Source organism: Actinoplanes sp. NPDC051861, assembly GCF_040681145.1.
In the GTDB taxonomy this organism is placed as follows: Bacteria; Actinomycetota; Actinomycetes; order Mycobacteriales; family Micromonosporaceae; genus Actinoplanes.
Map to the genome: position 1 here is coordinate 758,268 of NZ_JBFAYE010000001.1, position 25,805 is coordinate 784,072.

Consider the following 25,805-nt stretch of genomic DNA (forward strand, 5'->3'; position numbering starts at 1 on the left):
GCGACGATCAGAGCATGACAACCAACCCGCCGAGGACCGCCATAGCGGTGGTGATCAGCGCATAGGCCCGGATCGCGCGCGGGACGGGTTCGGGAAATCGGACACGGAGGCCGCGTGCGCGGTCGAGAGCCAGGGCCACCAGCGCGGTCCAGCAGATCATCACGATCGCGGCGGTGAGCCACTCCGGAGGCCCGGCGTCGGGCGCGAAGGCGGGCCGGGCGGCGAGCAGGGCCACGGCGGCGGCGGAGAGACCGGTGCGGCGCCAGGCGAGACGCGTCCGCTCGGGTGAGGCGCCGGGGTCGCGGTCGACGCCGGGGTCGCGGTCCACGCCGGGGTCGCGGTTCATCAGAAGACCTGGACCAGGACGGCGATCACCAGGGCGACGGCGCCGAGGGCGACCACGATGGCGAGGATCGCGGGGAAGCGGGAGCGGGGCAGGGCCGTGCCGAGGCGCATGGCGCGTTCGGTGCGGGCCCAGTGGTCGACAGCGCGGAGGGCCACCACGCCGCCGAGGACGAGGAGCAGGATCGCGATGATCTCGCGGAGGTGGGTGACCGGCAGCGGCGGCAGGAACTGGGCGCAGGCCAGGCCGCCGGCGATCAGTGCGAGGCCGGTGCGGATCCAGGCCAGGAACGTCCGTTCGTTGGCCAGTGAGAACCGGTAGTCGGGCGTGGAGCCCCGATCCTGCTCACGGTCCGGGTCGAACCACTGGGCCAGCGCACCGAACACCCGTCGATTATTGACCTATCTGGTCGACAACAGGGCGCCAGAGGATGCGGACTTCATCACTGACACAGGCCTCTCGCGGGCGCCCGCACAGGCACCATGGGGAGTCCGGGCCGGCGCGACCATGGGTCTGCGGCTCGACAGGTGCCGGGTGTGGGGGAATATGGGACGCGGGCGAACGGACAACGTCCACCAGCGAGGCGTTTTGGCCGGACATGTCTGACACCTCCTCATCGCCCACTGTAGCGATCCTGATCGCGCCGTGGGTGAGGTGTGTCACTCTGGGTGGCCGGCAACGAGGAAGCTACTGACGGGTAACCTGGCTGACATGTCCGCCGCCGGGCGAGCCCGGGCCGGCGCACACGGCCGATCGCAACGGTGCGTTCAAAACAGGAGGGTCGTAGGAGCGCGATGAACATCGTCGTACTGGTGAAGCAGGTACCCGACTCCGGTGCCGAGCGCACTCTGAGCGCTGACTTCTCGGTGGACCGGGCGTCCTCGAGCAATGTCATCAACGAGATGGACGAGTACGCCATCGAGGAAGCGCTGAAGATCAAGGAAGCGCACGGTGGCGAGGTGACCGTGCTGACGGTCGGCCCCGCGGGCGCGACCGACTCGATCCGCAAGGCGCTCTCCATGGGACCCGACAAGGCGGTCCACGTGCAGGACGACGCGCTGCACGGCTCCTGCGCGGTGGCCACCTCCAAGGTGATCGCGGCCGCTCTCGGCACGCTGAACGCCGACCTGATCATCTGTGGTGCGGAGTCCACCGACGGTCGGGTGCAGGTCCTCCCGCACATGCTGGCCGAGCGCCTGGGTGTGGCCGCGCTGACCGGTGCCCGGAAGCTGACCGTGGACGGTTCGCAGCTGACCGTCGAGCGGCAGACCGACGAGGGCTACGAGGTCGTCACGGCCGCCACCCCGGCGATCGTGAGCGTGTGGGACACCATCAACGAGCCGCGGTACCCGTCGTTCAAGGGCATCATGGCCGCCAAGAAGAAGCCGGTGGAGAGCGTCTCCCTCGGTGACCTGGGCGTGTCGGCGGACGAGGTGGGCTTCGCCGGGGCGACCAGCCAGGTGCTGGAGTTCTCGAAGCGGCCGCCGCGCTCCGGTGGCAGCAAGATCACCGATGAGGGCGACGGCGGCGAGAAGCTCGTCGCGTACCTCGCCACCGAGAAGTTCGTCTGAGAGGGGACGGTCATGGCTGAGGTTCTGGTTGTCGTCGAGGCCGGCGTCAAGAAGGTCACCCTCGAGATGCTGACGATCGCCCGCGGGCTGGGGTCGGTGTCGGCGGTGGTCTTCGGTGACGTGGACACGAGCAAGCTCGGGGAGTACGGCGCGGAGAAGATCTACGTCGCGTCCGGTGAGGACATCGAGGGATACCTGGTGGCGCCGAAGGCCACTGTGGTCGCCGACCTGGTGAAGCGGGTCGAGCCGGCCGCCGTGCTGCTCGGTTCCACCCAGGAGGGCAAGGAGATCGCCGGCCGGCTGGCGGTCAAGCTGGACAACGGGCTGCTCACCGACGCGGTCGCGGTCGAGGCGGACGGCACCGCCACGCAGGTGGTCTTCGCCGGCTCCACGATCGTCAAGTCCAAGGTCACTCGCGGGCTGCCCATCGTGACCATTCGCCCGAACTCGGTCACCCCTTCGCCCGCGGCCGCGACGCCCGCGGTCGAGCAGTTGACCGTCGCCGTGTCGGACGCGGACAAGCTGACCAGGGTGGTCGAGCGGGTCGCCGAGCAGAAGGGCTCCCGCCCGGAGCTCACCGAGGCGTCGATCGTCGTCTCGGGTGGCCGAGGCGTCGGCAACGCCGACAACTTCAAGCTGGTCGAGGAGCTCGCCGACCTGCTCGGTGGCGCGGTCGGCGCGTCCCGCGCGGCGGTCGACTCCGGCTACTACCCGCACCAGTTCCAGGTCGGCCAGACCGGCAAGACCGTGTCGCCCCAGCTGTACGTGGCGCTCGGCATCTCCGGCGCGATCCAGCACCGGGCCGGCATGCAGACCTCGAAGACGATCGTCGCCGTCAACAAGGACGCTGAGGCCCCGATCTTCGAACTCGCCGACTTCGGCGTGGTCGGCGACCTCTTCAAGGTCGTCCCCCAGGCCGCCGACGAGATCCGCAAGCGCAAGTGAGCTGACGCTCCGACAACGGCCCGGCTGTCGCCGGGCCGTTTCGCGTCCACGCTCCCTCGTTGTGTGGAGTTGGGGTGCGGTGGGGGGCCGAAATCCACACACGGGGTGGGGGTTTGCTTTTGGGCGCAACCACTCACGCAGAATGAAGGGCCAGGGCCGCCGAAGGTGGGCCCCGGCCCGGCCTCGGCGGGAGCGACGTCCTGTACCCCCCACCCCGCTACGACATCAGGCTCTTGATCTTGATCTTCCGCTGAGAGAGACGGCACAAAGCGCATCGAGAAGAACGGCCTAAGCTGAATCCGATGGCCTACTTGGATCACGCTGCGACTACGCCGATGCTTCCCGCCGCGCTTGACGCCTACGTCGCGGCGGCGCGTGAGGTCGGCAACCCGTCGTCCCTGCATGCTGCCGGTCGCGGTGCCCGGCGCCTGGTGGAGGAGTCGCGGGAGCGGATCGCCGCGGCACTCGGAGCGCGCCCCTCCGAGGTGGTCTTCACCAGCGGCGGCACCGAGAGCGACAACCTGGCCGTCAAGGGGATCTTCTGGGCGCGGCGTGCGGCCGAGCCTCGGCGCAACCGGGTGGTGGCCTCGGCGATCGAGCATCATGCCGTGCTGGACGCGGTCGACTGGCTGGGGCGCCAGGAGGGTGCCGACGTCACCTCGCTGCCGGTGGACGAGGCCGCGCGGGTCGCGCCGGAGACCCTCGCCGAGCTGATCGAGACGCGCGGTGACGAGATCGCGGTGATCAGCGTGCAGTGGGCGAACAACGAGGTCGGCACCGTGCAGCCGATCGCTGAGCTGGCCCGGGTCGCGGCCGCCGCGGGCATCCCGTTCCACACCGACGCGGTGCAGGCGGTCGGGCAGATCCCGGTGGACTTCGCCGAGAGCGGCGCGGCGGCGCTGACGCTGACCGGGCACAAGGTGGGCGGCCCGGTCGGGGTGGGCGCGCTGCTGCTGGGCCGGGACGTGCCGTGCACACCGCTGCTGCACGGTGGCGGCCAGGAGCGCGACGTGCGCTCCGGGACCCTGGACACCCCCGGCGTGGTCGCTTTCGCCGCGGCGGTCGAGGCGGCGGTCCAGGGCCGGGAGGAGTTTGCGAACCGCCTCACCGCCCTCCGCGACGACCTCGTGGACCGGGTGCGTGCCGCGATTCCCGACGCCATCCCCAACGGTGACTGCGCCGACCGGCTGCCCGGCAACGCCCACTTCTCCTTCCCCGGTTGCGAGGGCGACGCGTTGCTGCTGCTCCTCGACGCCCAGGGGGTGTACTGCTCGACCGGCTCGGCGTGCTCGGCCGGTGTCGCCCAGCCGAGTCACGTGCTGCTGGCGATGGGTGCCGACGACGCGCGGGCGCGGTCCTCGCTCCGGTTCACCCTCGGCCACGACAGCACCAAGGCGGACGTCGACGCGCTGCTCGCGGCGCTGCCGGGCGCTGTCGAGCGGGCCCGCCGGGCGGGAGCCTGGAAGACGCCCAGATAGGCTTGTCGGTATGCGAGTTCTTGCGGCCATGTCGGGCGGTGTCGATTCCGCGGTCGCCGCCGCGCGCGCCCGGGACGCCGGCCACGACGTGACCGGTGTGCACCTGGCGCTGGCGCGTAATCCACAGACGTTCCGGACCGGAGCGCGCGGCTGCTGCACCCTGGAGGACTCCCGGGACGCGCGCCGGGCGGCCGATGTGATCGGCATCCCGTTCTACGTGTGGGACATGGCCGAGGAGTTCCACGACAGCGTCGTCGACGACTTCGTGAACGAGTATGCGGCGGGCCGCACCCCGAACCCGTGCCTGCGCTGCAACGAGAAGATCAAGTTCGCGGCCGTGCTGAACCGGGCGGTGGCGCTCGGCTTCGACGCGGTGGTCACCGGGCACCACGCCCGCCTCGGCGCGGACGGTCTCCTGCGGCGCAGTGTCGATCTCGCCAAGGACCAGTCCTACGTCCTGGCCGTCCTGACGCGTGCGCAGCTGGACCGGGCGATCTTCCCGCTGGGGGACTCGACCAAGGAGCGCGTGCGGGAGGAGGCGGCGGAGCGTGGTCTGGCCGTCGCCGACAAGCCGGATTCGCATGACATCTGCTTCATCTCCGACGGGGACACCCGCGGGTTCCTGGAGAAGCGGCTGGGGTCGGCGCCCGGGGACATCGTGGACGGGCGGACGGGCGAGAAGCTCGGCACGCACAACGGGGCGTATGGGTTCACCATCGGGCAGCGCAAGGGGCTTGACCTGCGGGTTCCGGCTCCTGACGGTCGTCCCCGCTACGTGCTGTCGATCACGCCGGTGAACAACACCGTGACCGTCGGGCCTCGGGAGGATCTCGAGGTCGACGTGGTGAGCGCGGAACGCCCGATCTGGCACGAAATTTCGTCTGATGTCTCGTGTGAGGTGCAGTTGCGCGCCCACGGCGAGGTTGTCGGGGCGGAGGTTTCGGTGGCCGACGACGGGACTCTGACGGCACGACTGGCGTCCCCGGCGCGAGGCGTCGCGGCGGGACAGGCGATCGTTGCCTACCGGCCGGACCCCGACGGAGACATCGTGCTGGGGTCGGCGACGATCACCGCGGGCGTCAGGGCGTCGGTCGATGTCTGATTTTCCCTGGCCGGCGGGGGCGGCGAGCGGGATCGGCTCGCTGCCCGGCACCGACATCGCCGAGGCTCAGCGGATCGTCTTCGGCGAGCTGCCCGACCTGCCGCACCTCGCCGAGCTGCCCGGCCGCGGACCGGGTTCGGAGATGATCGGCCGCACCGCCGGGTTCCTGGTCGAACTGCCGGTGCAGGTCTACGCCGGCCGGTGGCAGATCGCGTCCCGGCCGAGTAGGGACCTGCGCCGCACCGCCGATCTTCTGGAACGCGACCTGGACCAGCTCACCGAGCAGGGCGACGGCTTCACCGGCACGCTGAAGGTCCAGGCGGCCGGGCCGTGGACGCTCGCCGCGAGCCTGGACCTGCCGATCGGCGGGCGGATGCTGCGCGACCCGGGTGCGGTGCGCGACCTGACCGACTCGCTCGCCGAGGGGCTCCGGCGGCACGTCGCCGATGTTCGCAAGCGCGTGCCGGGCGCCACCGTGCTGCTTCAGTTGGACGAGCCGTCGCTGCCCGCCGTGCTGGCCGGGCAGGTGCCGACCGAGAGCGGGCTCTCCGCCTATCGGGCGGTGGACGGGCCGGACGCCGCGACCAGGCTGCGGACCGTGGTGGAGGCCGTCGAGGCGCCGGTCGTGGTGCACAGCTGCGCTCCGGACGTGCCGCTGCAGGTGGTGCGGGACGCCCGTGCGGCGGCCGTCGCGCTCGACCTGTCGCTGGTCAAGGATCTGGACCCGCTGGGTGAGGCGATCGAGGCGGGGCTCGGTGTCTTCGCCGGGGTCACTCTGCCCGACTCCAAGAAGATCGCGGACAGGGTGAGCGCGCTCTGGCAGCGGCTTGGTTTCCCGGCCGCGCGGCTGCCTCAGCAGGTCGTGATCACGCCGGCCTGTGGACTGGCGGGAGCGACTCCCGCGTACGCAAGAAAGGTTTTGAAAGCCTGCACCGAAGCCGGCCGCCGGATCGCCGAGGTCTGACACTCCGTTTTGTCAGGGGGTGCGGTTACCGTGCCCTGTAGGTGTTGCTGACACGGAGGTTGGTCCGGTGCTCGAAGAATCCACGCCCACCGCGGAGCAGGAAGCTGCTGCGGGCAAGGACCCCACATCGGAGGCGAGCGCCCGGCACGCCGAGCTGGCCGACGAGATCCGCGGCCATCAGTATCGGTATTACGTTCTCGACGCCCCGACGGTCTCCGACCACGACTTCGACGTGATGCTGCGCGAGCTGGAGGCGCTGGAGACCGAGTTCCCGGCGCTGCGCACCCCCGACTCGCCCACGCAGAACGTGGGCGGCACGTTCTCGACGCTGTTCACCTCGGTCGAGCACGCCGAGCGGATGATGTCGCTGGACAACGTGTTCGACGACGGCGAGCTCGCCGCGTGGGCCGAGCGCACGGTGCGGGACGCCGGTGGGCCGGTGCAGTTCCTCTGCGAGCTCAAGGTCGACGGCCTGGCGATCAACCTGACCTATGAGAAGGGCCGGCTGGTCCGCGGCGCGACCCGTGGTGACGGGCGCACCGGTGAGGACGTGACGCCCAACGTGCGCACCATCCGGGAGATCCCGGAGCGGCTCTCCGGCGACGACATCCCCGACCTGCTCGAGGTGCGTGGCGAGATCTACTTCCCGGCCGAGGCCTTCGCCGACCTCAACGCCTCGCTCGTCGAGCAGGGCCGCGACGCGTTCGCCAACCCGCGCAACGCGGCCGCCGGCAGCCTGCGGCAGAAGGATCCACGGATCACCGCGTCCCGCGGGCTGCGCATGGTGGTGCACGGCATCGGCGCGCGGGACGGGTTCACGCCCACCTCGCAGTCGCACGCCTACGAGGCGCTGAAGGCGTGGGGCCTGCCCACCAGCGAGCGGTGGAAGCTGGTCGACGGGATGGACGGCGTCCGCGACTACATCGCGTTCTACGCCGAGCATCGCCATGACGTCGAGCACGAGATCGACGGTGTGGTCATCAAGGTGGACTCGGTGGCCATCCAGGGCCGGCTCGGTTCGACCAGCCGGGCGCCGCGCTGGGCGATCGCCTTCAAATATCCGCCGGAGGAGGTCAACACCAAGCTCCTCGACATCGCGGTCAACGTCGGCCGGACCGGCCGGGTCACGCCCTACGCGATCCTGGAGCCGGTCAAGGTGGCCGGTTCCACCGTCGCGCAGGCCACCCTGCACAACGCGCAGGAGGTCGTGCGCAAGGGCGTGCTGATCGGCGACACCGTGGTGCTGCGCAAGGCCGGTGACGTGATCCCGGAGGTGCTCGGCCCGGTCGTCGACCTGCGGCCGGACGACGCGCGGGCGTTCGTCATGCCCACCGAGTGCCCGGCCTGCGGCACGCCGCTGGCGCCGGCCAAGGAGAGCGACGTCGACATCCGGTGCCCCAACACCCGCTCCTGCCCGTCCCAGCTGCGCGAGCGGGTCTTCCACCTGGCGTCACGCAGCGGGCTCGACATCGAGGTGCTCGGGTGGAAAGCGGCACAGGCGCTGCTGGACGCCGGGATCATCGTCGACGAGGGCGACCTGTTCGCGCTGACCGAGGAGGATCTGCGCCGGTCGCCGTTCTTCGTCAACCAGGACGGCAGCCTGGGCACGAACGCGGTCAAGCTCCTGGAGAACCTGGAGCGGGTCAAGGGCGACCGGCCGCTGTGGCGGGTGCTGGTGGCGCTCTCGATCCGGCACGTCGGCCCGACCGCGGCGCAGGCGCTGGGCCGCGAGTTCCTGAGCATGGACGCGATCGAGGAGATCGTCGCGGTCCAGCCGGTCGCGCCCGAGCAGGTCGAGGGGGAGAAGCGCAGGCCCAAGCCGGTGGACCCGCTCGCCGCGGTGGAGGGTGTCGGCCCGACCATCGCGGACAGCCTGCGTGAGTGGTTCGCCGTCGACTGGCACCGTGAGATCGTGCGCAAGTGGCGCGCGGCCGGGGTGCGGATGGCCGACGAGCGGGTGGACACCGGTCCGCGCCCGCTGGAGGGCCTGACCCTCGTGGTCACCGGCACGCTCACCGGGTTCACCCGCGACCAGGCAGCCGAGGCGATCACGTCGCGCGGCGGCAAGGTGAGCGGCTCGGTGTCGAAGAAGACCGGGTTCGTGGTGGTTGGCGACAACCCCGGCAGCAAGTACGACAAGGCCGTCGCGCTCAAGGTGCCGGTGCTCGACGAGGCGGGGTTCGGCGTGCTGCTCGCCGAGGGTCCGGAAGCGGCCAGGGCGGTCGCCGAACTGGCGCCCTAGATCACCCGTGCGGGGGAATTAAGCCGGTTCTCGCGTCTGGAGCAGTATGTCGGTTTAGTAACGCATAGGTGCTTTGGCCAAAAAAAGACCATACGGATCTATGGTGTAGGCGATCGGTGATCGAGGCCATCGTGGAGGTCGCATGGATGCCGCTCGCCCGCGCATGGCCGGCTTTCGCACCGGAGAGGCGGCCGGCTCTCGCACCGCCGGAGAGGCGGCCGGGTTGACGCCCCGGCACCGGCGGACTCTGCTGGTCAGTTCGGCGCTCGCCGGTCTCGGCGCGCTCGGGCTCTGGGCGGGTGATCCGGGGGCCTTCGCCAGCCTGCCCGCCGGCTTCTGGGTGATGGCGGTGCTCGCGCTGGTCGCCGACGCCCGGCCGTACCTGCTCCCGGGCAAGCGGGCCAGCGCCCTGATCCTGCCGTCGATCTGCTTCACGTTCGCGATCCTGCTGGCCTGGGGTGGCCCGCCCGCCCTGGCCGTCCAGCTGGTGGCCGTGACGTTCGCCGGCGTGCGGATGCGGCACTCCCTGCGCCGGACCCTGCACCTGGCCCTGCAGCACGCCGTGGCCCTCGCAGCCGCGGCGGCCGTCGCGACCGTGGCGCACATCCGCATCTGGCCGGACCCGGGCTGGCTGGACGCCGCGCTCACCTGCGCCGCGGCCGCCGCCTGGATCCTCGCGCGCTACACGGTCGCCGCCCTGGTCGGCCGCTGGATCAGCGACGCGCGGCAGGCGCGCCGCCGCGGCCACGCCGACCTGCTGGCGACCACGGCCCTGCTCCTGCTCGGCCCGGTCGTGCTGGTCGCCGCCCAGGTCAGCCCGGCTCTGCTTCCACTGGCCCTGGTCGCCCTGCACGCCGTGCACCGGATGGTCCGCTGGGCCGGCGAGTCCGAGCGCGCCGCCCGTTTCGACCCGCTCACCGCCCTGCCGAACCGCAAGGCGCTCCAGGCCGCGATGATCGAGCGCTCAGCGGACCGCCGCCGCGCGCTGCTGCTGCTCGACCTGGACCGGTTCCGCACGGTCAACGACGCCCTCGGCCACGGCGCCGGCGACCGCCTGCTCAGCCGGGTGGCCGACCGTCTCACCGCCGCCGTCCCCGCACACGACCTGGTCGTACGCCTCGGCGGCGACGAGTTCGCCGTGCTGGCCACCCGCGTCGACGGCCCCGCCTCGGCCCGCCGGATCGCCCAGCACCTGGCCGAGGCGCTCAGCCGCCCGTTCCCGCTGGACGGCACCACGGTCGAGCTGAGCGCCTCGATCGGGATCGCGCTGCAGTCCGGCCGGCGCGACGGCGGCACGCTGCTGCGCGAGGCGGAGGCGGCGATGTACGAGGCGAAGCAGCGCGGCGACCAGATCGCCGTACACGGCCCGGACGCCGCGCACCACTCGCCCGAGCGGCTGGCCCTGCTCGCCGATCTGCGTACCGCCCTGCGGGGGGACACGCCCGACGACGGGATCGTCCTGTACTACCAGCCGCAGATCGCCATCGCGACCGGCGAGGTGGTCGGCGTGGAGGCGCTGCTGCGCTGGCGTCACCCGCAGCGCGGCACGGTCGGCCCGGAGGAACTGCTGCGGGCGGCCGAGCCGACGCCGGTGATGCGGCTGCTGACCGCGCGGGTGCTCGAGGACGTGATCGCCCAGCTGGCGGCCTGGCGGCAGGAGAACCGGCCGTTGCGGGCGGCGGTCAACGTGAGCGCGCGGGACCTGCACGCCGGTGACATAGCGGACCGGGTCGCCGCGCTGCTGCACCGCTATTCGGTGCCGGCCGAGTTCCTGCAGCTGGAGATCACCGAGAGCGCGCTGATGGCCGATCCGCACCGGGTGCTCGACACCACGACCCGGCTCAGCCGGATGGGGGTGGCGATCTCGCTGGACGACTTCGGCACGGGGTACTCGTCGTTGCAGCACCTGCGCCGGCTCCCGCTCTCCGAGGTCAAGATCGACCGGTCGTTCGTCCTCGGCATGGCCTCGGACCGGGGTGACGCGGCGATCGTCCGGTCGGTGATCGGCCTGGCCGAGGCGCTCGGCCTGCGCGCCGTCGCCGAGGGTGTGGAGGACGAGGCGACCTGGCGCCTGCTCGCCGCCGCCGGATGTCACACCGCGCAGGGCTGGTTCCACGCGCGGCCCATGCCGGCCGCCGAGCTGGCCGAGTGGCTGGGCCGGTACCGCCCGGTCCAGCCGCGGAATCGCGGCGAAATAGACTCTGGGTTTCCAGGAAGACCGTCGAACAATGAGGGGGCAGGATGGCCGCCATCTCCCGCGAAGAGGTAGCGCATCTGGCGCGCCTGTCGCGGCTCGCCGTGACCGAAGAGGAGCTCGATCGATTCGCGGGTCAGCTTGACGTGATCCTGCAGTCGGTCGCGCGGGTCGGTGAGGTGGCCGCGGAGGACATCCCGCCGACCTCGCACTCCGTGCCGCTGACCAACGTGTACCGCGACGACGTCCCCACCCCGAGCCTCACGCAGTCGGAGGCGCTGTCCGGCGCTCCGGACGCGTACGAGGGCCGGTTCCGGGTTCCGCGGATCCTGGACGAGGAGGACTGACCGACGTGAGTGACCTGACCAGGCTTTCCGCCGCGGCGTTGGCCGGACTCATCAGCGCCAAGGAGGTCTCGGCCGTCGAGGTGGCCACCGCACACCTCGACCGGATCGACGCTGTCGACGAGCGGGTGCACGCGTTCCTGCACGTCGACCGCTCGGGCGCCCTGGAGGCCGCCGCAGCCGTGGACCGCGGCGAGATCACCGGGCCGCTGGCCGGTGTGCCGATCGCGGTCAAGGATGTGGTGACCACCAAGGGCATCCCGACCACCGCGGCCTCCAAGATCCTCGAAGGATGGCGGCCGCCCTACGACGCGACGATCGTCGAGCGGCTTCGTAAAGCCGGCATGCCGATCCTGGGCAAGACCAACATGGACGAGTTCGCGATGGGCTCGTCGACTGAGTACTCCGCCTATGGCCCCACCAACAACCCGTGGGACCTGGGGCGCATCCCCGGCGGCTCGGGTGGTGGCTCGGCCGCGTCGCTGGCCGCCTACGAGGCGCCGCTCGCGATCGGCACCGACACCGGCGGTTCGATCCGCCAGCCCGGCGCGGTCACCGGCACCGTCGGCGCGAAGCCGACCTATGGTGGGACGTCGCGCTACGGCCTGATCGCCTTCTCGTCCTCGCTGGACACTCCCGGCCCCTGTGCCCGGACCGTCGAGGACGCGGCCCTGCTGCACGCGGTGATCGCCGGCCACGATCCTCGGGACTCGACCTCGATCCCGCAGCCGGTTCCCGATGTGGTGCGCGCAGCTCAAATCGGTAAAAATGGTGATTTGTCAGGCGTGAAGCTGGGCGTCGTCAAGGAGTTCAGCGGCGACGGCTCCGAGCCCGGAGTCCTCAGCGCCTTCCGGGAGTCCCTGGAGGCGCTGGTCAAGCTCGGCGCGGAGATCGTCGAGGTCTCGTGCCCCCATTTCGAGTACGCGCTGCCGGCCTACTACCTGATCGCGCCATCCGAGTGCTCCTCGAACCTGGCCCGGTTCGACGGCGTGCGCTACGGCCTGCGGTCCGGCGACGACGGCAACCGCTCGCTCGAGGAGGTCATGTCGCTGACCCGCGAGGCCGGCTTCGGTGCCGAGGTGAAGCGCCGGATCATCATCGGCACGTACGCGCTGTCCTCCGGGTACTACGACGCCTACTACGGTCAGGCGCAGAAGGTCCGTACGCTGATCACCCGGGACTTCCAGTCCGCCTTCGACAAGGTCGACGTGCTGGTCTCGCCGACGACCCCGTTCGTCGCGTTCCCGTTCGGCTCCCGGACCAGCGACCCGTACCAGATGTACCTCGCCGACCTCTTCACCATCCCGACGAACCTGTACGGCGGCCCGGCCATCTCGGTCCCCTGCGGTCTCTCCGAGGGCCTGCCGGTCGGCTTCCAGATCATGGCCCCGACGCTGGCCGACGACCGGATGTACCGGGTCGCGGCCGCGCTGGAGTCCGCTGTCGGCTCGTTCACTCCTCCGGAGCTGTGAGATGACATACGAAGAGATCCTCACCAGGTACGAGCCGGTGATCGGCCTCGAGACGCACGTCGAGCTGGGCACGAAGACCAAGATGTTCTGCGGCTGCAAGACCGACTTCGGTGCCGAGCCGAACACCCAGGTCTGCCCGGTCTGCCTGGCGCTGCCGGGTGCGCTGCCGGTGGCCAACCGCGCCGGCATCGAGGCGACGATCCGGATCGGCCTCGCGCTGAACTGCGACATCGCCGAGTGGTGCCGGATGGCCCGGAAGAACTACTTCTACCCGGACATGCCGAAGAACTTCCAGACCTCGCAGTACGACGAGCCGCTCTGCGTGGACGGCTACGTCGACGTCGAGGTGGACGGCAAGGAGTACCGGATCGGCATCGAGCGGGTGCACCTGGAGGAGGACACCGGCAAGACGCTGCACGTCGGCGGTGCCACCGGCCGTATCCACGGTGCGACCGAGTCGCTGGTCGACTACAACCGGGCCGGCATCCCGCTCGTCGAGATCGTCACGAAGCCGGTTCCGGGGCTGGGTGCGCTCGCTCCCGAGGTGGCCAAGGCCTACGTGGCCGAGCTGCGCGACATCATCCGCTCGCTCGGGGTGTCCGACGTGCGGATGGAGCAGGGCTCGTTGCGCTGCGACGTGAACACCTCGCTGAACCGGCCGGGGGAGGAGTGGGGCACGCGTACCGAGACGAAGAACGTCAACAGCCTCCGCTCGGTCGAGCGCGCCGTCCGCTCCGAGGTCATCCGGCAGTCGGCCATCCTCGACGAGGGCGGCAAGATCTTCCAGGAGACGCGGCACTTCCAGGAGACCACCGGCGACACCCGGCCGGGCCGGTCCAAGGAGACCGCGACCGACTACCGCTACTTCCCCGAGCCCGACCTGGTGCCGATCGCGCCGGACCCCACGTGGGTGGCTTCGCTGCGTGAGAGCCTCCCGGAGAAGCCCAGCGCCAAGCGGGCCCGCCTCCGCGTCGACTGGGGCATCTCCGAGATCGACATGCAGTCGGTGGCCAACGCCGGCGCCGTCGAGCTGATCGAGGAGACCATCGCCGCGGGCGCGTCGCCGGCCGGTGCCCGCAAGTGGTGGATGGGCGAGCTGGCCCGTCGCGCCAACGAGCAGGACATCGAGCTGGCCGCGGTCGGTGCCACGCCGTCCCAGGTCGCGGCGCTGCAGAAGCTGGTCGACGACGGCAAGCTCAACGACAAGCTCGCGCGGACCGTCCTGGAGGGCGTCGTTGCGGGCGAGGGCGAGCCGGCCGAGGTGATGGCCAAGCGCGGCCTGGAGGTGGTCAACGACACCGGTGCGCTCACGGCCGCGGTGGACGAGGCGATCGCCGCCAACCCGGACATCGCCGCCAAGATCCGTGACGGCAAGGTCGCTGCGGCGGGTGCGCTGGTGGGCGCGGTCATGAAGACCACGCGGGGCCAGGCGGATGCCAAGGCCGTCCGCGACCTGATCTTGGAGCGTCTTTCTTAGGGGTACGCTCCTCGCGCCCTGGCCAGGAATGACTGGCCAGGGCGCTGCCGTTCCCGACCCTTTGCCGCCCGTTCCGGGCGGAGCTGCCACTCAACCCGCGTGTGGAGTTGCGCCTCTCCTGGCACCCGAACTCCACACGCGGAATGGCTTCGGGACCGTGTGTGGAGTTGCGCCTCTCCTGGCACCCGAACTCCACACGCGGGAGGGGTTAGGGGTGGAAGGTGATCTCGGGATAGTGCGGTGACGGGCCGTCGAACAGGCGGGTTCGCTCGTGCCGGAGGTGGAGGTCGGCGAAGGCTGCCACGTACGCCCGGGTGATCTCCACGACGCGATCGCCGGGCAGGGGCTGGACCGGGATCCCGGCTTGCTGGCCGAAGACCGCGTAGTCGCAGAACGAGGCGTGCTCGGTCCCGCTGACCGTGACCCAGCGCCGCCAACCGGTGAGGTTCTGCCAGGTGGTGTCCCAACTGTCGTCGGTGCCCGGCGCGCCGTGGTCGTTACCGTTGCCGACCATCAGGAACGGCCGGGACAGGCCGGTCACCGCCGGGTGGAACGTACCGTCCAGGTTGATGCCCGCGTCGAACCGGCGGTCCCGCTGCATCGCCGCGGCGGCGGCCGCACCGCCGATGGAGTGACCGGCGACCGCGACCCGGCCGGCGTCGACCCGGGCGCCCCGCACACCGCGCCGGCTCAGCTCGTCAAGCACGAACGAGAGGTCGGCGGCCCGCCCGGCGGTGACCTGGGAACCCTGCACGAGATCCTGGTCCAGCAGGTCGCAGACCGTGCACTCCGCGATCCGGCCGTCCGGGAAGGTGACCGCCGCCGCCTCATACGTGTGGTCCACGCCGGCCACCACGTAACCCCGGCTGGCCAGGTCCTCGCCGAGCGCGGTCAGCGAACTGCGCGGGTAGGAGAACCCCGGCGACAGCAGGACGACCGGCCAGCCGTGCGGCCGCTTCAGTGCCGGGACACCGGTTCGCGCGTTGGTGCGGACCCTGCTGAGCAGGTCGGTGGGAACGCCCTCGATCCTGCTTCGTTCGAGGATCAGGCGTGACTCCTCGGCGCTGACGTAGGGGTCCTCCCCGCCTTGGCCGCCGCCCGCCGGGTACCACACCGAGACCATCAGCTCGCGCCGTCGCTCCGGCACCCAGAGGTCGGCTCGTTTCCGGTCGATCAGGTGCAGTTCGGTGACACCCACCCGGTGCGGCCCGGTCGGCGCGGGCACCACAAGGTCCGGAATCGTGTCCGGCGCCGCGTTCGCCACCGCCGGGACGCTCAGCGCCGCCGTGGCGGTGAGTCCCGCGGTCAGGATCGCCATCAGTCGTCTTCCCCGTCTGACCACTTCGGCCACTCCTCTCGATCGATGTCTTGACCCTGCCGGGTAAGCGGCGCGGACGCCTCCGGGGATGTCACCTAATGGCTCCATGGGAGCGTTCCCACAATTTGCCCCGTTTTCGTTAACAGGGAGCTTTCAGGAACGTTGTTGCAGCAAAAAGCTGCAACAAAATGCAAATACCGAACGGGTTGACGGTCACATTTGTGAACGACAACATCGATGGACATCTGTTCGTTCGGAGAGAAGGAACCCCATGCGAGAACCACGAAAGCGGCGAAGCTGGGCAGCCGCCGCGATCACGGTGCTGACCACCGCCGGACTGGGTGCCGTCGGTCTGGTCACGGCACAGCAGGCGAGCGCGGCGACCATCGACCTGAACGCGTACTACGTGTTGAAGAACCAGCACAGCGGCAAGGTGCTGGACGTCTGGAACCTCTCCACCGCCGACGGCGCCGTCATCAACCAGTGGACGCAGAACAACGGCGACTGGCAGCAGTTCAAGTTCCTGGACATGGGCAGCGGCAACTACCGCCTCCAGGCCAAGCACAGCGGCAAGGTCCTCAACGTGCAGGGCGCGTCGACGGCCGACGGCGCGCAGGTCATCCAGTCCAACGGTGACCGGAACGCCACCAGCCAGCAGTGGAAGATCCAGGACATCGGCAGCAATATCCAGCTGATCAACCGGAACAGCGGCAAGGCGCTCGAGGTCTTCGAGTGGTCGACGGCCGACGGTGGCAACGTCGTGCAGTACGCCGACCAGAACTTCGCCAACCAGCAGTGGCAGCTCATCAAGATGGGCAGCAGCGGCGGTGGCGGCGGCACCGGCCCGACGACGCCCTGGCCCTCGGAGACCGGCAGCGTGAAGGTGAACGCCACCATCAGCGTCTCGTCCAGCGGGCTCGACGGTGGCAACAAGCGGTACTACGGCATCGGCGACGGCGGCCAGAGCGAGAGCCAGGACCCGATGTTCAAGCTCGCCAACGGCGCCACCCTGTCGAATGTGATCATCGGCGCTCCGGCCGGTGACGGCGTCCACTGCGACGGCAACTGCACGCTGCGCAACGTGTGGTGGCTGGACGTGGGCGAGGACGCCGCGACGTTCCGCGGCGGCAGCTCGACGGTCGCCACCGTCGACGGCGGCGGCGCCCAGTCGGCCTCCGACAAGGTGTTCCAGCACAACGGCGGCGGCACGCTGACGATCAAAAACTTCCAGGTCTCGAACTTCGGCAAGCTCTACCGCTCGTGCGGCAACTGCTCCACGCAGTACAAGCGCACGGTGATCATCCAGAACATCCGCGCCACCGCCCCCGGCACCTCGATCGCCGGCATCAACACCAACTACGGCGACACCGCGACGTTCAGCGGGATCACCATCGTGGGCGACAGCTCCCGGAAGATCTCGATCTGCGACCGCTACACCGGCAACAGCAGCGGCAACGAGCCGACCAAGACCGGCTCGGGTGCGGACGGCACCTACTGCAAGTACTCGTCCTCGGACATCACGTACTCCTAGATCTTTATCCAGGGAGGGAACTGGGCTGGTGCGGTCCGTCCAGGCCGCACCAGCCCACCCACGCGTCCACCGCGGTCAGCGGCTGAGGGAGGGTGTTGGCGTGGGGGTGGTCTCCTCGCCGAGGCCGACGACGTTGCGCTGCATCTCCACGTTGGACTGGCCGGTGCCGCCGAGTTGGATGTCGTCGTATGCCTTGAGTTCGTTGTTCTCGTCGAAGTAGAGCACCGACAGGCTCAGCGGCGTCGGCTCCTCCGGCTCCAGTCCGCGCAGGCCCGCCCCGCCGGTCGACCCCTCGATCATGAGTCGCGTGGTCATCAGCGGTGGTGCGGGAGTGGACTGGAGTGGCGCCGGAGTCGCGGACGCTGACGGGTCCGGTTCCGGTGTCTCCGGGGCGGGTAGCACGCTCACCTCGCGCTGGTGGCGGTGACCGGCCAGCACCAGCGGCACCACGCCGGAGAGTGGCTGTGCCATGGCCGGGTCGTGCACCAGGGCGATATCCACCTTCTTGCCGGAGTCGCGGATCGTGGTGGCCAGCCGCTCGCCGGCGCGGGTCAGCAGCTCCGGGGCGGCGTCGTCGCCGGCCTCGTTCGTCTCGCTCTTGTCCGGGGTGAACTGCGGGTCACCGATGCCGGCGATGGTCAGGCCGTCCACGGTTGTCAGCGCGTTGTCCAGCACGACGGCGTTGCGCTGGGCACCGACAGCGGCCTGGATGCTCGTCGAGTCGTGGTTGCCCCGCACCCAGATGTAGGGCACCTGGATCGACGGGATCGACGCGACGTAGCCCACCTCGGCGCTGCTGCCCCAGTCGACGATGTCGCCGGTGTCGATCACCGCGTCGATCTCGAAGGTCTCCACGACGGTCCGGATCAGGCCCCACGACGCCGGGTTGAGGTGCAGGTCGGAGACGTGCAGCAGGCGGGTGGTGTTGCCGGCCGGCTCGTAGACCGGCAGCGACGAGATCGTCGAGTAGACCCGGCTGACGTTGCCGAGGATGGCCTGGAGCTGTTCGGCGTAGCGGCCGTAGTTGTCGGCGATGCGCCGGGCGTCACCGACCACCGCGGGCGCGTTGACCAGCAGGCCCTCGTAGCGTGGCTCGCTGATCGCGTCGGGGCGCAGGGTGCCGGCCGCGACACCGAAGCTGCCGGCGGTGACCACCAGCGCGGTGACGCCGGCCGCGGCCGTCCGGCGTACGTCGCGGAAGATCAGGGCGGCGCAGATCAGCGCGCTGAGCACGGCGATGCCGAGGGTACGCAGGCCGAGGCGGGACACGCCGTCGACGACCTCGTCGACCGCTCGGTCACCGGCCGAGGTGATCGCGGACGGGTTGTCGATCAGGGCTTCCGTGCGACTCTGGTCGAGCGAGCCGAGAGCGACCTTGAGATGCAGCGGCCCGCGATGGCTGTCCAGGTGCAGGGAGCCCAGCGGCGGGATGTCGACCTCGGTGCCGCCGGTGAGCGACGGCCTGATGGACATCTCGGCGCCGAAGGGCCCGACGTTGATGGCGGCCTGCGCGAACAGCATCACGCCGAGCATCGCCCCGACGACGCTGACCAGCCCGACCTTTACCCCGACCCCGACTCGCCGGGTCCAGCGGTGCCGGAGCACCCGGCCCGCGCCGTGCCGGACCGGGCCGGCGGCGCCACGGAGCCGGCCGGCTCGGGTGAGAAGATCACGCGGCTTCATCAGGCTCACCTGCCCGGCCGGGCCGGGCGCGAAACAGTCATCGGATCAGCTCAGCTTCGGCCGGCGCCGCCGTCCGAGAAGACCAGTCTGATGATGCGGTCGTCCTCGGGGTTCGGCTCACCGGCGTCCTCCTGGTTGGAGGTGCTGACCCAGAACGAGCCGTCCGGTGCGGCGACCATGGCGCGCAGCCGGCCGAACTCGTCGGTGAGCAGCTCCTGCGGGTTGCCGAGCACCGTGCCGTTGCCGGTGACGTTCAGCAGGTAGATCCGCTTGCCGAGCAGGCAGGCGGTGGCGACGAGGCTCTCCAGCACGCCCACGCCGCCGCAGGACGACTGGTCGGTCGGCCAGGAGGCGAGCGGGTTCGTGTACTTCTTGTCGGTGCTCGCGCCGTCGGCACGGGGCCAGCCGTAGTTGCGGCCCTTGGCGATCACGTTCAGCTCGCCGAAGCGTGGTTGGCCGTTCTCCGTCGCGTACATCTTCTTGGTTTTGTCCCAGGCCAGGCCCTGCACGTTGCGGTGCCCGGACGACCAGACCGGTGAGTTCTTGACCGGGTTGCCGGATGCGGGCTTGCCGGCCGTGGTGATCCGCAGGATCTTGCCGCCCAGGCTTTTCGGATCGGACGCCTGCGTGCCGCCGGTCGTGCTGTCGCCGGTGCCCACGTAGAGGAAGCCGTCCGGCCCGAAGGCGAGCGCACCGCCGTTCTGATTCGGCGAGCGGGGGATGCCGGTGAGGATCGGCTGGAGCTTGCCGCCAATCACCAGCTTGCCGACCCGGTTGTCGCGCACGGTGGAGTAGTAGACATAGAGCGTCTTGTCGGTCGCGTATTTCGGGGAGACCGCGATGCCGAGCAGCCCGCCGTCGCCGGAGGCCTTCACCTCGTCGAGCCGCTGCAGCTCGCTGACCTTGAGACCGTCGGCGCCGGACTCCGGCCCGACCTTGAGGATGCGCCCGGTGTCCCGCTCGGTGACCACGCCCGCGCCGTCCGGCAGGAATGCGACGCCCCACGGCACCTCGAGGCTCTTGGCCAGCACGGTGACCGCGATCTCGCGGTCGTCGGAATCCTCACCGGAGGTCGGCGCGGCCGACGGGCGGGGCAGATTGGGCGGGGAACCGGCCTGGTCCGGGCCGGGCGGCCCGAAACTGCACCCCGAAGTCAGGACCATGGTCAGCGCCAGCACGGCACCGACCGTCGCGACCGCGGCGCGGCCCCGGCGGAAACCCACGACCAAACCACCCCCTCAGGCTCTGCGGACCAGCGTAGCCGCGCCGGCTGAGAGTCTCCGGGGACGGTTGTTACTCGGCGGTGGCCGGAGCGCCGAGGGGGTGACCGCTCGCCGCCAGCACGAGTGGAAGATTCTTCCGGTCGACGCCGGTCAGCCGGATGACGTTGCCGTTGTCGAGCAGGGCGGAGACCCGGCCGCGCTGGTCCGGTGCGAGCTCGACGATCCGGCTCCACGGCACGCGGCTGCCGCCGATCAGGGCGCGCACCCGCAGCTCGTCGGCGTAGACGTCGGTGCCGGCCCGCCACGCCCACACCAGGACGGCGAGCGGGATCAGCAGGATCGGGGCCAGCGCCCAGGTCGCGCCGGCCAGCGGCACCGCGCTGACCAGGGCTATCAACGCCGCGACCAGGACAGCGCCGGATTTGCGGACGCGAAGGACGGGACGACTGCTCACGTCACCATCCTCCCACTGCCGGGGCGGTGAGGGTTCGACGGGTACCGGCGGGTAGCCCTTCGATTTGACCATCGTCACTGGATGAACCACGATTTCCTCCGTGGGAAGGCAACGCGCCGTACCGTAACCCGATCTTGGGGACAGTCGTTGACCGGGTGCATGCCCGGGTAACCCCGCGCCCCGGGAAAACCGCAGAGGACACATCGTGGCTGTGCCGCCCCCCGAGCCGGCCCCGCCCACCAGCACTGGCCGGGCGGCCATGATCGCTGTCCCGGTGCTGTCCGCTCTGGTCCTGATCGCGGGCGCCGCCGGCCTGCTGCCCGGCCCCGCGGCTCTGGCTGTTGCGGTCGGTGTCTGCGGCCTGTGGGCCGGAACCCTCCTGATCCGCGCCGCGCTGGAGATCCACCACGCCGAGCGCGCGTTCGCCGCCTGTCGCGGCGCCGGTTTCGTCGGCTGCGGCACGCTGGCCACCGCCGCGACCGGCCTGGTGCCCTGGTGGGCGCCGGACGGACAGGTCGGATGGCTGACCAGCGGCCTCACGGTGGCCGCCACCTGTTACGTGGTGGGCACGTCGCTGCTGCCCGGTGCGGCCCGCAACTGGCCGATCCGGCTCCGGCGGGCGTTCGACGGCGTCGGCCTGGGGGTGAGCCTCGGCTTCGCGCTGTATCTGGTGCCGGGTGCGGCCACCCGGCCCGCCGCGGTGCCGGCCATGCTGGTCGCGGCCGGCGGCGTCGCCATCGTCACGGTGATCGTGCTGCGAGCCCGGCCACGACCACGACCGGCTGTGTGGTGCGGCGCCGGCGCCGTCGTGGTTCTGCTCTCCCTGGGTACGCTGACCGAACTCGTCGCCTTCGGCGTGAGCGGTCCCGCCGTACCCTTGGTGGGTCTTCCGATCGTGGCCGGACTCGCCGCTTCCGCGGCCGGCGGCACCCGGCGTGACCTGCCGTCCCCGCCGCTGGAACCGCGCCACCCGGATCAGTACCTGGCCAGTTATCCGCTCCTGGCGGTCCCCGCCGCCGTCGGCGTGATCGCCGCGCTCTGGCACGTCGTCACCGTCCGGGACTTCAGCACCAAGGCGATCGTTTTCGGTCTGGTGATGGTCAGCGTCCTGGTGATGCGGGAGCTGCTCGTGGTCCGCGACATCCGCCGGTACGCCGGTCGCCTGCGCGTCGCCGAGGCACACTTCCGCTCGCTGGTGGCCGGCGCCACCGACCTGACCCTCGTGCTCGACGAGCGGCTCACCATCCGGTGGCAGTCGCCGGCCGCGGCACGGCTGTTCGGGCTGCGCGACGAGGCGGTGATCGGCCGGGAGTTCCGCGAGCTGATCCACCCGGACGACGCGGCGGACGCCCAGGCGGTGATCGAGTCGGTGCTCGCCGGTGAGCACGAGGGCGGCCCTCCGGTGCTGGTCAGCGCGCGCCTGCGGGACGGCGCCCGGCTCTGGCGCGACACCGAGTCGACGATCTCCGACCAGCGGTCGGTGCCCGAGGTGGCCGCGCTCGTGGTGCACGTCCGCGACGTCGGTGAGCGCGTGCACCTGGAGCGCACCCTGCACCGCCTGTCGCACCTGGACCAGCTCACCGGCCTGGCGAACCGCCCGGCGCTGATGCGTGACCTGCTCGCCGCCCGGCGCCGGGCGCCGCAGCGCGGCACCCTGCTGGTGATCGACCTGCACGGGCTGGCCGAGATCAACGACAGCCGCGGACGGGAGATCGGCGACGCGGTGCTGGTCGAGGTCGGGCGGCGCATCCGCGGCCTGCTCGGCGCCGAGGACGTGCCGGCCCGGCTGGGCGGTGACGAGTTCGCGGTGCTCACCTCGGAGTCGGCGGTTCCGGCGTACGCCCTGGCCACCCGGATCGTGACCGCCCTCGGCGAGGCCTATCCGCTGCCCGGCGCCACGGTCGAGCTGCACACCAGCGTCGGCCTGGCCGAGCTGTCCGGCGGCGCCGACTCCGACGAGGTGCTGCGCCACGCGGATCTGGCCCGGCAGCGGGCCCGTCAGCTCGGCAAGGACCGGGTGGAGTGGTACGACCCGGACGTCGAGATCCAGCTGCACCGCCGGATGGAGCTGGAGAAACAGCTGCTCGGCGCGGCCGGTCGCGGCGAACTGGACCTGGTCTTCCAGCCGGTGTCCGGGTTGCGCGACGGCCGTCCGGCCGGTGTCGAGGCGCTCCTGCGCTGGCGGCACCCCGACCTGGGCACGATCCTGCCGGAGGAGATCCTGCCGATCGCCTCGTCGCTGGGCATCACCGCCGAGCTGGACGAGTGGGTGCTCGACGAGGCGTGCCGGCAGCTGACCACGTGGTCCTCGGAGGCCGACTTCTGGCTGTCCGTGAACGTGGGACCGCGGGAACTGCTCACCGCCCGGTTCCCGGAGCGGGTCGCGGAGACCCTGAGGCGGCACCGGCTCGCCCCCGAACGCCTGATCGTCGAGGTCGCCGAGACCTGGATCGCCGAGGACGTGCCGGCCATCGTGGCCGCGCTGATCGGGCTGCGCAAGCTGGGCGTCCGCGCCGCCCTTGACGACTTCGGCTCGGGCCAGACCTCGCTGTCGCACCTGCGGCGGCTGCCGGTCGACATGCTCAAGCTGAGCGCCTCACTGGTGAGCAATCCGTCCGAGGCGACCGTCGGCGGCGGCCCGGCGATCCTCGACGTGGTGGTCAGTCTCGGTCGCCGGCTCGGCATGGAGATCGTCGCCAAGGGCCTGGAGACGCCCGAGCAGATGGAGCGGGCCACCGCTGCGGGATGCCGGTACGGCCAGGGGCACGCGCTGGGCTTCCCGGCGCCGGCCGAGCGCATGGAGGCGTACCTGGAGAGCCACCGCGCTTAGCGAGGTGGTGCGGTACTCCCACGGGGGGTGAGGTGGACGCGGCCGGCCTCGACGTTGCCGACCCGCTTGCCGTCGATCGCGTTGAGCAGCTCCCGGGCAGCCTGTGCGCCATAGGCCGAGATGTCGCGGCTCAACGCGGTGAGCGGCGGGTGCACGAGGCTGCACAGTGGCGAGTCGTCCCAGGCCACGATGGACAGATCGCCCGGCACGGCCAGGCCCATCTCCTGCGCGACGGCCAGTCCGGCCACCGCCATCACATCGTTGTCGTAGATGATCGCGCTCGGCCGGTCGCCGCCGATCAGGAGCCGCCGGGTGGCCCGGCTGCCCTCCTCGCCGGTGTAGTCGGCGGGCACGGTGATCACGTTGTCGAGCCCGAGCGACGCGCAGATCTCGTTGAACGCCTTCGTGCGGACCTGAGTGTGCAGCAGGTCGGGCACACCGCTGACCCGGGCGATGCGGGTGTGGCCGAGCGCCACGAGGTAGCGCACCGCCTCAGTGATCGCGCCGGCGTCGTCGGACCAGATCTGGGCGATGGAGCCGGTGTCGCCGGGACCGCCGATCACCACGGCCGGCAGCTGGAGCTGCTGGAGCACCGGGATGCGGACGTCGCCCTCGCGGATGTCGGTGACGATCACGCCGTCGATGCGGCGCTCGCCCCACCAGCGGCGGTAGACCTCGATCTCCTGCTCGGGAGTGGCCACCACCTGGAGGGTCAACGCGTACGACTGTGCGCCGAGCTCGGCCTCGAAACCGCTGATCAGGCCCATGAACCAGGGCTCGATGCCGAGGATCCGGGCGGGGCGGCACAGGGTCAGCCCGACGGCGCGGGCGCGGGCGCCGGAGAGCGCCCGTGCGGCGCTGTTGGCGTTGAACCCGATCTCCTGAGCGATCGCGAGGATGCGTTTGCGGGTCGCTTCGGAGACGCCGGGTTGGCCGTTCAGTGCGTACGACACGGCGCCCTTGGACACACCCGCTCGCCGGGCGATGTCGGCGATCGTGGGCCGCTTCACTCAGTCTCCTCTGGTCCCCACTGCTGCCGAGCTTAACCGGCGCTGAACAGCGATCAGCGCCCTCCCTCGGTGCGTGGAGGCCGCTTGAGCGGTTAAGTGTTACGGCACACATCGATGCATGTAAAGTGTGGGAGCGCGCCCATGTCCGTTTCATCCCGCATATGCGTACTCATGGCTCCGCGGAAAACATAGCTGTAACTCGCTATTGACAGACACCGAAGCCCCACATAGCGTCGCTGAAACTTACCCGGTTCAGTGACTTACCTCTCCGCACTGGAGGAAACTATGGAACGGTTCGGACGTCGTGCCCTGCGCACGGCCGTCGCCGGCGTTGCCGCGACGCTGCTGCTCGCGAGCTGCAGTGGCGAGAAGCTCGCGGGCAACGACACCAGCGAGGGTGGCGCGGAGCAGATCACCCTGAAGGTCAACTTCTTCGGTGACATGGGCCAGGAGATGCTCAAGGAGCGCTTCGAGAAGGCCAATCCGAACATCAAGATCACGTTGAACTCGGCCGAGTACAACGTGCACCACGAGGACCTGCAGAAGAAGCTGGTCGCCGGCTCCGGCGCCCCGGACGTCGTCGCGATCGACGAGGGCTTCATGGTGCAGTTCAAGAACCAGTCCGACAAGTTCGTCAACCTGCTCGACCAGGGCCTGGGCAGCGCCGAGTCGCGTTACCTGCCGTGGAAGTGGAAGGCCTCGATGTCTTCCGACGGCAAGCAGATCGGCCTCGGCACCGACGTCGGCGGCCTGGCCATGTGCTACCGCACCGACCTCTTCAAGGAGGCCGGCCTGCCCACCGACCGCGAGGCGGTCTCCGCCCTGTGGCCGACCTGGGACAAGTTCATCGAGACCGGGAAGACCTACACCGCCGCGACCAAGAAGAAGTTCATCGACTCCGGCACCAACCTGTTCAACCCGGTGCTCGGCCAGCAGCCGGTCGGCTTCTACAGCGAGCAGGAGCAGCTGCAGATGGAGGGCGGGCCGAAGGTCGCGTTCGACGTCAGCATGAAGGCGATCGACGCCGGCATCTCCGCCAACCTGGTCAGCTTCCAGCCGGGCTGGAACCAGGGCTTCACCGGTAACAAGTTCGCCGTGCTCGCCTGCCCGGCGTGGATGCTCGGCCACATCCAGCAGACCGCCCCCAGCACCAAGGGCAAGTGGGACATCGCCGCGATCCCGGGCGGCGGCGGCAACTGGGGCGGCTCGTGGTGGAGCATCCCGGCGCAGACCAAGAACGCCGAGGCCGCCGCGAAGTTCATCGACTTCGCGACCCAGCCCGAGCAGCAGATCGAGGTCTTCAAGACCGTCGGCAACCTGCCCTCGCAGCCGGCGCTCTACAAGGACCAGGCGGTGCTGGACTTCAAGCACGAGTTCATGAGCAACGCGCCGACCGGCCAGATCTTCGCCAAGACCGCGGAGAGCCTGCAGCCGCAGTACCTGGGCAAGAAGAACGGCAAGACCCGTGAGGGTGTCGAGGCCGTCATCACCCAGGTGCAGCAGGGCAAGGTGAAGACCACCGAGGCGTGGCCGAAGGCCGTCGCGGCAGCCGAGAAGGCCGCCAATTCCTGACCCTCTGCTTGAACGGCGGGGCGACGCGAGTCGCCCCGCCTTCGCCCTAGGA

The 25,805-nt window shown here is 70.5% G+C and carries 20 protein-coding genes; 13 read left to right on the forward strand and 7 right to left on the reverse strand.

Annotation, left to right across the window (positions count from 1 at the left end; translation table 11 throughout):
* Positions 1–7: 7 nt before the first annotated feature.
* Together AB0M02_RS03815 and AB0M02_RS03820 are read right to left on the reverse strand one after the other, a co-directional pair.
* Positions 8–346, reverse strand: coding sequence for a DUF202 domain-containing protein (locus AB0M02_RS03815; RefSeq protein WP_364220927.1), 339 nt, complete (start codon positions 344–346; stop codon positions 8–10).
* Positions 346–729 carry a DUF202 domain-containing protein gene (locus AB0M02_RS03820; RefSeq protein ID WP_364220930.1) on the reverse strand — a complete coding sequence of 128 codons (384 nt, stop codon included), beginning with the start codon at positions 727–729 and terminating at the stop codon, positions 346–348. The genes AB0M02_RS03815 and AB0M02_RS03820 overlap by 1 nt, the downstream gene beginning before the upstream one ends.
* 408 nt (positions 730–1,137) lie before the next feature.
* Between AB0M02_RS03820 and AB0M02_RS03825 the strand changes: the two genes are divergently transcribed.
* From AB0M02_RS03825 to gatB, 10 genes are all read left to right on the forward strand, one after another.
* Positions 1,138–1,914 carry an electron transfer flavoprotein subunit beta/FixA family protein gene (locus AB0M02_RS03825; RefSeq protein ID WP_364220933.1) on the forward strand — a complete coding sequence of 259 codons (777 nt, stop codon included), beginning with the start codon at positions 1,138–1,140 and terminating at the stop codon, positions 1,912–1,914.
* Between the two features lie 12 nt (positions 1,915–1,926).
* Positions 1,927–2,859: an electron transfer flavoprotein subunit alpha/FixB family protein gene (locus AB0M02_RS03830; RefSeq protein WP_364220936.1), complete on the forward strand. Its 933-nt coding sequence runs from the start codon at positions 1,927–1,929 to the stop codon at positions 2,857–2,859.
* Between the two features lie 302 nt (positions 2,860–3,161).
* Positions 3,162–4,337 (forward strand): cysteine desulfurase family protein, encoded by a 1,176-nt coding sequence (locus AB0M02_RS03835; RefSeq protein ID WP_364220939.1) that lies wholly within the window; start codon positions 3,162–3,164, stop codon positions 4,335–4,337.
* Positions 4,338–4,347: 10 nt separating this feature from the next.
* Positions 4,348–5,439 (forward strand): tRNA 2-thiouridine(34) synthase MnmA, encoded by a 1,092-nt coding sequence (gene mnmA / locus AB0M02_RS03840; protein WP_364220942.1) that lies wholly within the window; start codon positions 4,348–4,350, stop codon positions 5,437–5,439.
* Positions 5,432–6,403: a methionine synthase gene (locus tag AB0M02_RS03845; protein ID WP_364220945.1), complete on the forward strand. Its 972-nt coding sequence runs from the start codon at positions 5,432–5,434 to the stop codon at positions 6,401–6,403. Before mnmA ends, AB0M02_RS03845 begins: the two co-directional genes overlap by 8 nt.
* A 67-nt stretch (positions 6,404–6,470) precedes the next feature.
* Positions 6,471–8,645 (forward strand): NAD-dependent DNA ligase LigA, encoded by a 2,175-nt coding sequence (ligA, locus tag AB0M02_RS03850; protein WP_364220948.1) that lies wholly within the window; start codon positions 6,471–6,473, stop codon positions 8,643–8,645.
* Between the two features lie 343 nt (positions 8,646–8,988).
* On the forward strand, positions 8,989–10,914 hold the full coding sequence (locus AB0M02_RS03855; protein ID WP_364222532.1) for a bifunctional diguanylate cyclase/phosphodiesterase: 1,926 nt from the start codon (positions 8,989–8,991) through the stop codon (positions 10,912–10,914).
* Positions 10,887–11,186, forward strand: a complete 300-nt coding sequence (gene gatC / locus AB0M02_RS03860; protein WP_364220951.1) for an Asp-tRNA(Asn)/Glu-tRNA(Gln) amidotransferase subunit GatC — start codon at positions 10,887–10,889, stop codon at positions 11,184–11,186. The genes AB0M02_RS03855 and gatC overlap by 28 nt, the downstream gene beginning before the upstream one ends.
* Positions 11,187–11,191: 5 nt before the next feature.
* Positions 11,192–12,655, forward strand: a complete 1,464-nt coding sequence (gene gatA / locus AB0M02_RS03865) for an Asp-tRNA(Asn)/Glu-tRNA(Gln) amidotransferase subunit GatA (RefSeq protein WP_364220954.1) — start codon at positions 11,192–11,194, stop codon at positions 12,653–12,655.
* A 1-nt stretch (position 12,656) separates the two neighbouring features.
* Positions 12,657–14,132 carry an Asp-tRNA(Asn)/Glu-tRNA(Gln) amidotransferase subunit GatB gene (gene gatB / locus AB0M02_RS03870; protein ID WP_364220957.1) on the forward strand — a complete coding sequence of 492 codons (1,476 nt, stop codon included), beginning with the start codon at positions 12,657–12,659 and terminating at the stop codon, positions 14,130–14,132.
* A gap of 208 nt (positions 14,133–14,340) precedes the next feature.
* On the opposite strand, the gene AB0M02_RS03875 is transcribed toward gatB, so the two are convergent.
* Positions 14,341–15,450 carry a hypothetical protein gene (locus tag AB0M02_RS03875; RefSeq protein WP_364220960.1) on the reverse strand — a complete coding sequence of 370 codons (1,110 nt, stop codon included), beginning with the start codon at positions 15,448–15,450 and terminating at the stop codon, positions 14,341–14,343.
* A gap of 271 nt (positions 15,451–15,721) precedes the next feature.
* On the opposite strand from AB0M02_RS03875, the gene AB0M02_RS03880 reads away from it, so the two are divergent.
* Positions 15,722–16,981 (forward strand): pectate lyase, encoded by a 1,260-nt coding sequence (locus AB0M02_RS03880; protein ID WP_364220963.1) that lies wholly within the window; start codon positions 15,722–15,724, stop codon positions 16,979–16,981.
* Between the two features lie 75 nt (positions 16,982–17,056).
* Here AB0M02_RS03880 and AB0M02_RS03885 read toward each other — a convergent pair whose 3' ends face one another.
* From AB0M02_RS03885 to AB0M02_RS03895, 3 genes are all read right to left on the reverse strand, one after another.
* Positions 17,057–18,664, reverse strand: a complete 1,608-nt coding sequence (locus tag AB0M02_RS03885; protein ID WP_364220966.1) for a metallophosphoesterase — start codon at positions 18,662–18,664, stop codon at positions 17,057–17,059.
* 50 nt (positions 18,665–18,714) lie between these two features.
* Positions 18,715–19,827 carry a PQQ-dependent sugar dehydrogenase gene (locus AB0M02_RS03890; RefSeq protein WP_364222535.1) on the reverse strand — a complete coding sequence of 371 codons (1,113 nt, stop codon included), beginning with the start codon at positions 19,825–19,827 and terminating at the stop codon, positions 18,715–18,717.
* Between the two features lie 130 nt (positions 19,828–19,957).
* Complete coding sequence (locus tag AB0M02_RS03895) at positions 19,958–20,341, reverse strand: PH domain-containing protein (protein WP_364220969.1); 384 nt, start codon at positions 20,339–20,341, stop codon at positions 19,958–19,960.
* 205 nt (positions 20,342–20,546) lie between these two features.
* Here AB0M02_RS03895 and AB0M02_RS03900 point away from each other — a divergent pair, with 205 nt between their 5' ends.
* Positions 20,547–23,171: an EAL domain-containing protein gene (locus tag AB0M02_RS03900; protein WP_364220972.1), complete on the forward strand. Its 2,625-nt coding sequence runs from the start codon at positions 20,547–20,549 to the stop codon at positions 23,169–23,171.
* Here the strand turns inward: AB0M02_RS03900 and AB0M02_RS03905 are convergent.
* Positions 23,168–24,181, reverse strand: coding sequence for a LacI family DNA-binding transcriptional regulator (locus AB0M02_RS03905; protein WP_364220975.1), 1,014 nt, complete (start codon positions 24,179–24,181; stop codon positions 23,168–23,170). The two genes, AB0M02_RS03900 and AB0M02_RS03905, sit on opposite strands and share 4 nt — an antisense overlap.
* A gap of 285 nt (positions 24,182–24,466) precedes the next feature.
* Here AB0M02_RS03905 and AB0M02_RS03910 point away from each other — a divergent pair, with 285 nt between their 5' ends.
* Positions 24,467–25,753, forward strand: coding sequence for an extracellular solute-binding protein (locus tag AB0M02_RS03910; protein WP_364220978.1), 1,287 nt, complete (start codon positions 24,467–24,469; stop codon positions 25,751–25,753).
* Positions 25,754–25,805: the final 52 nt, after the last annotated feature.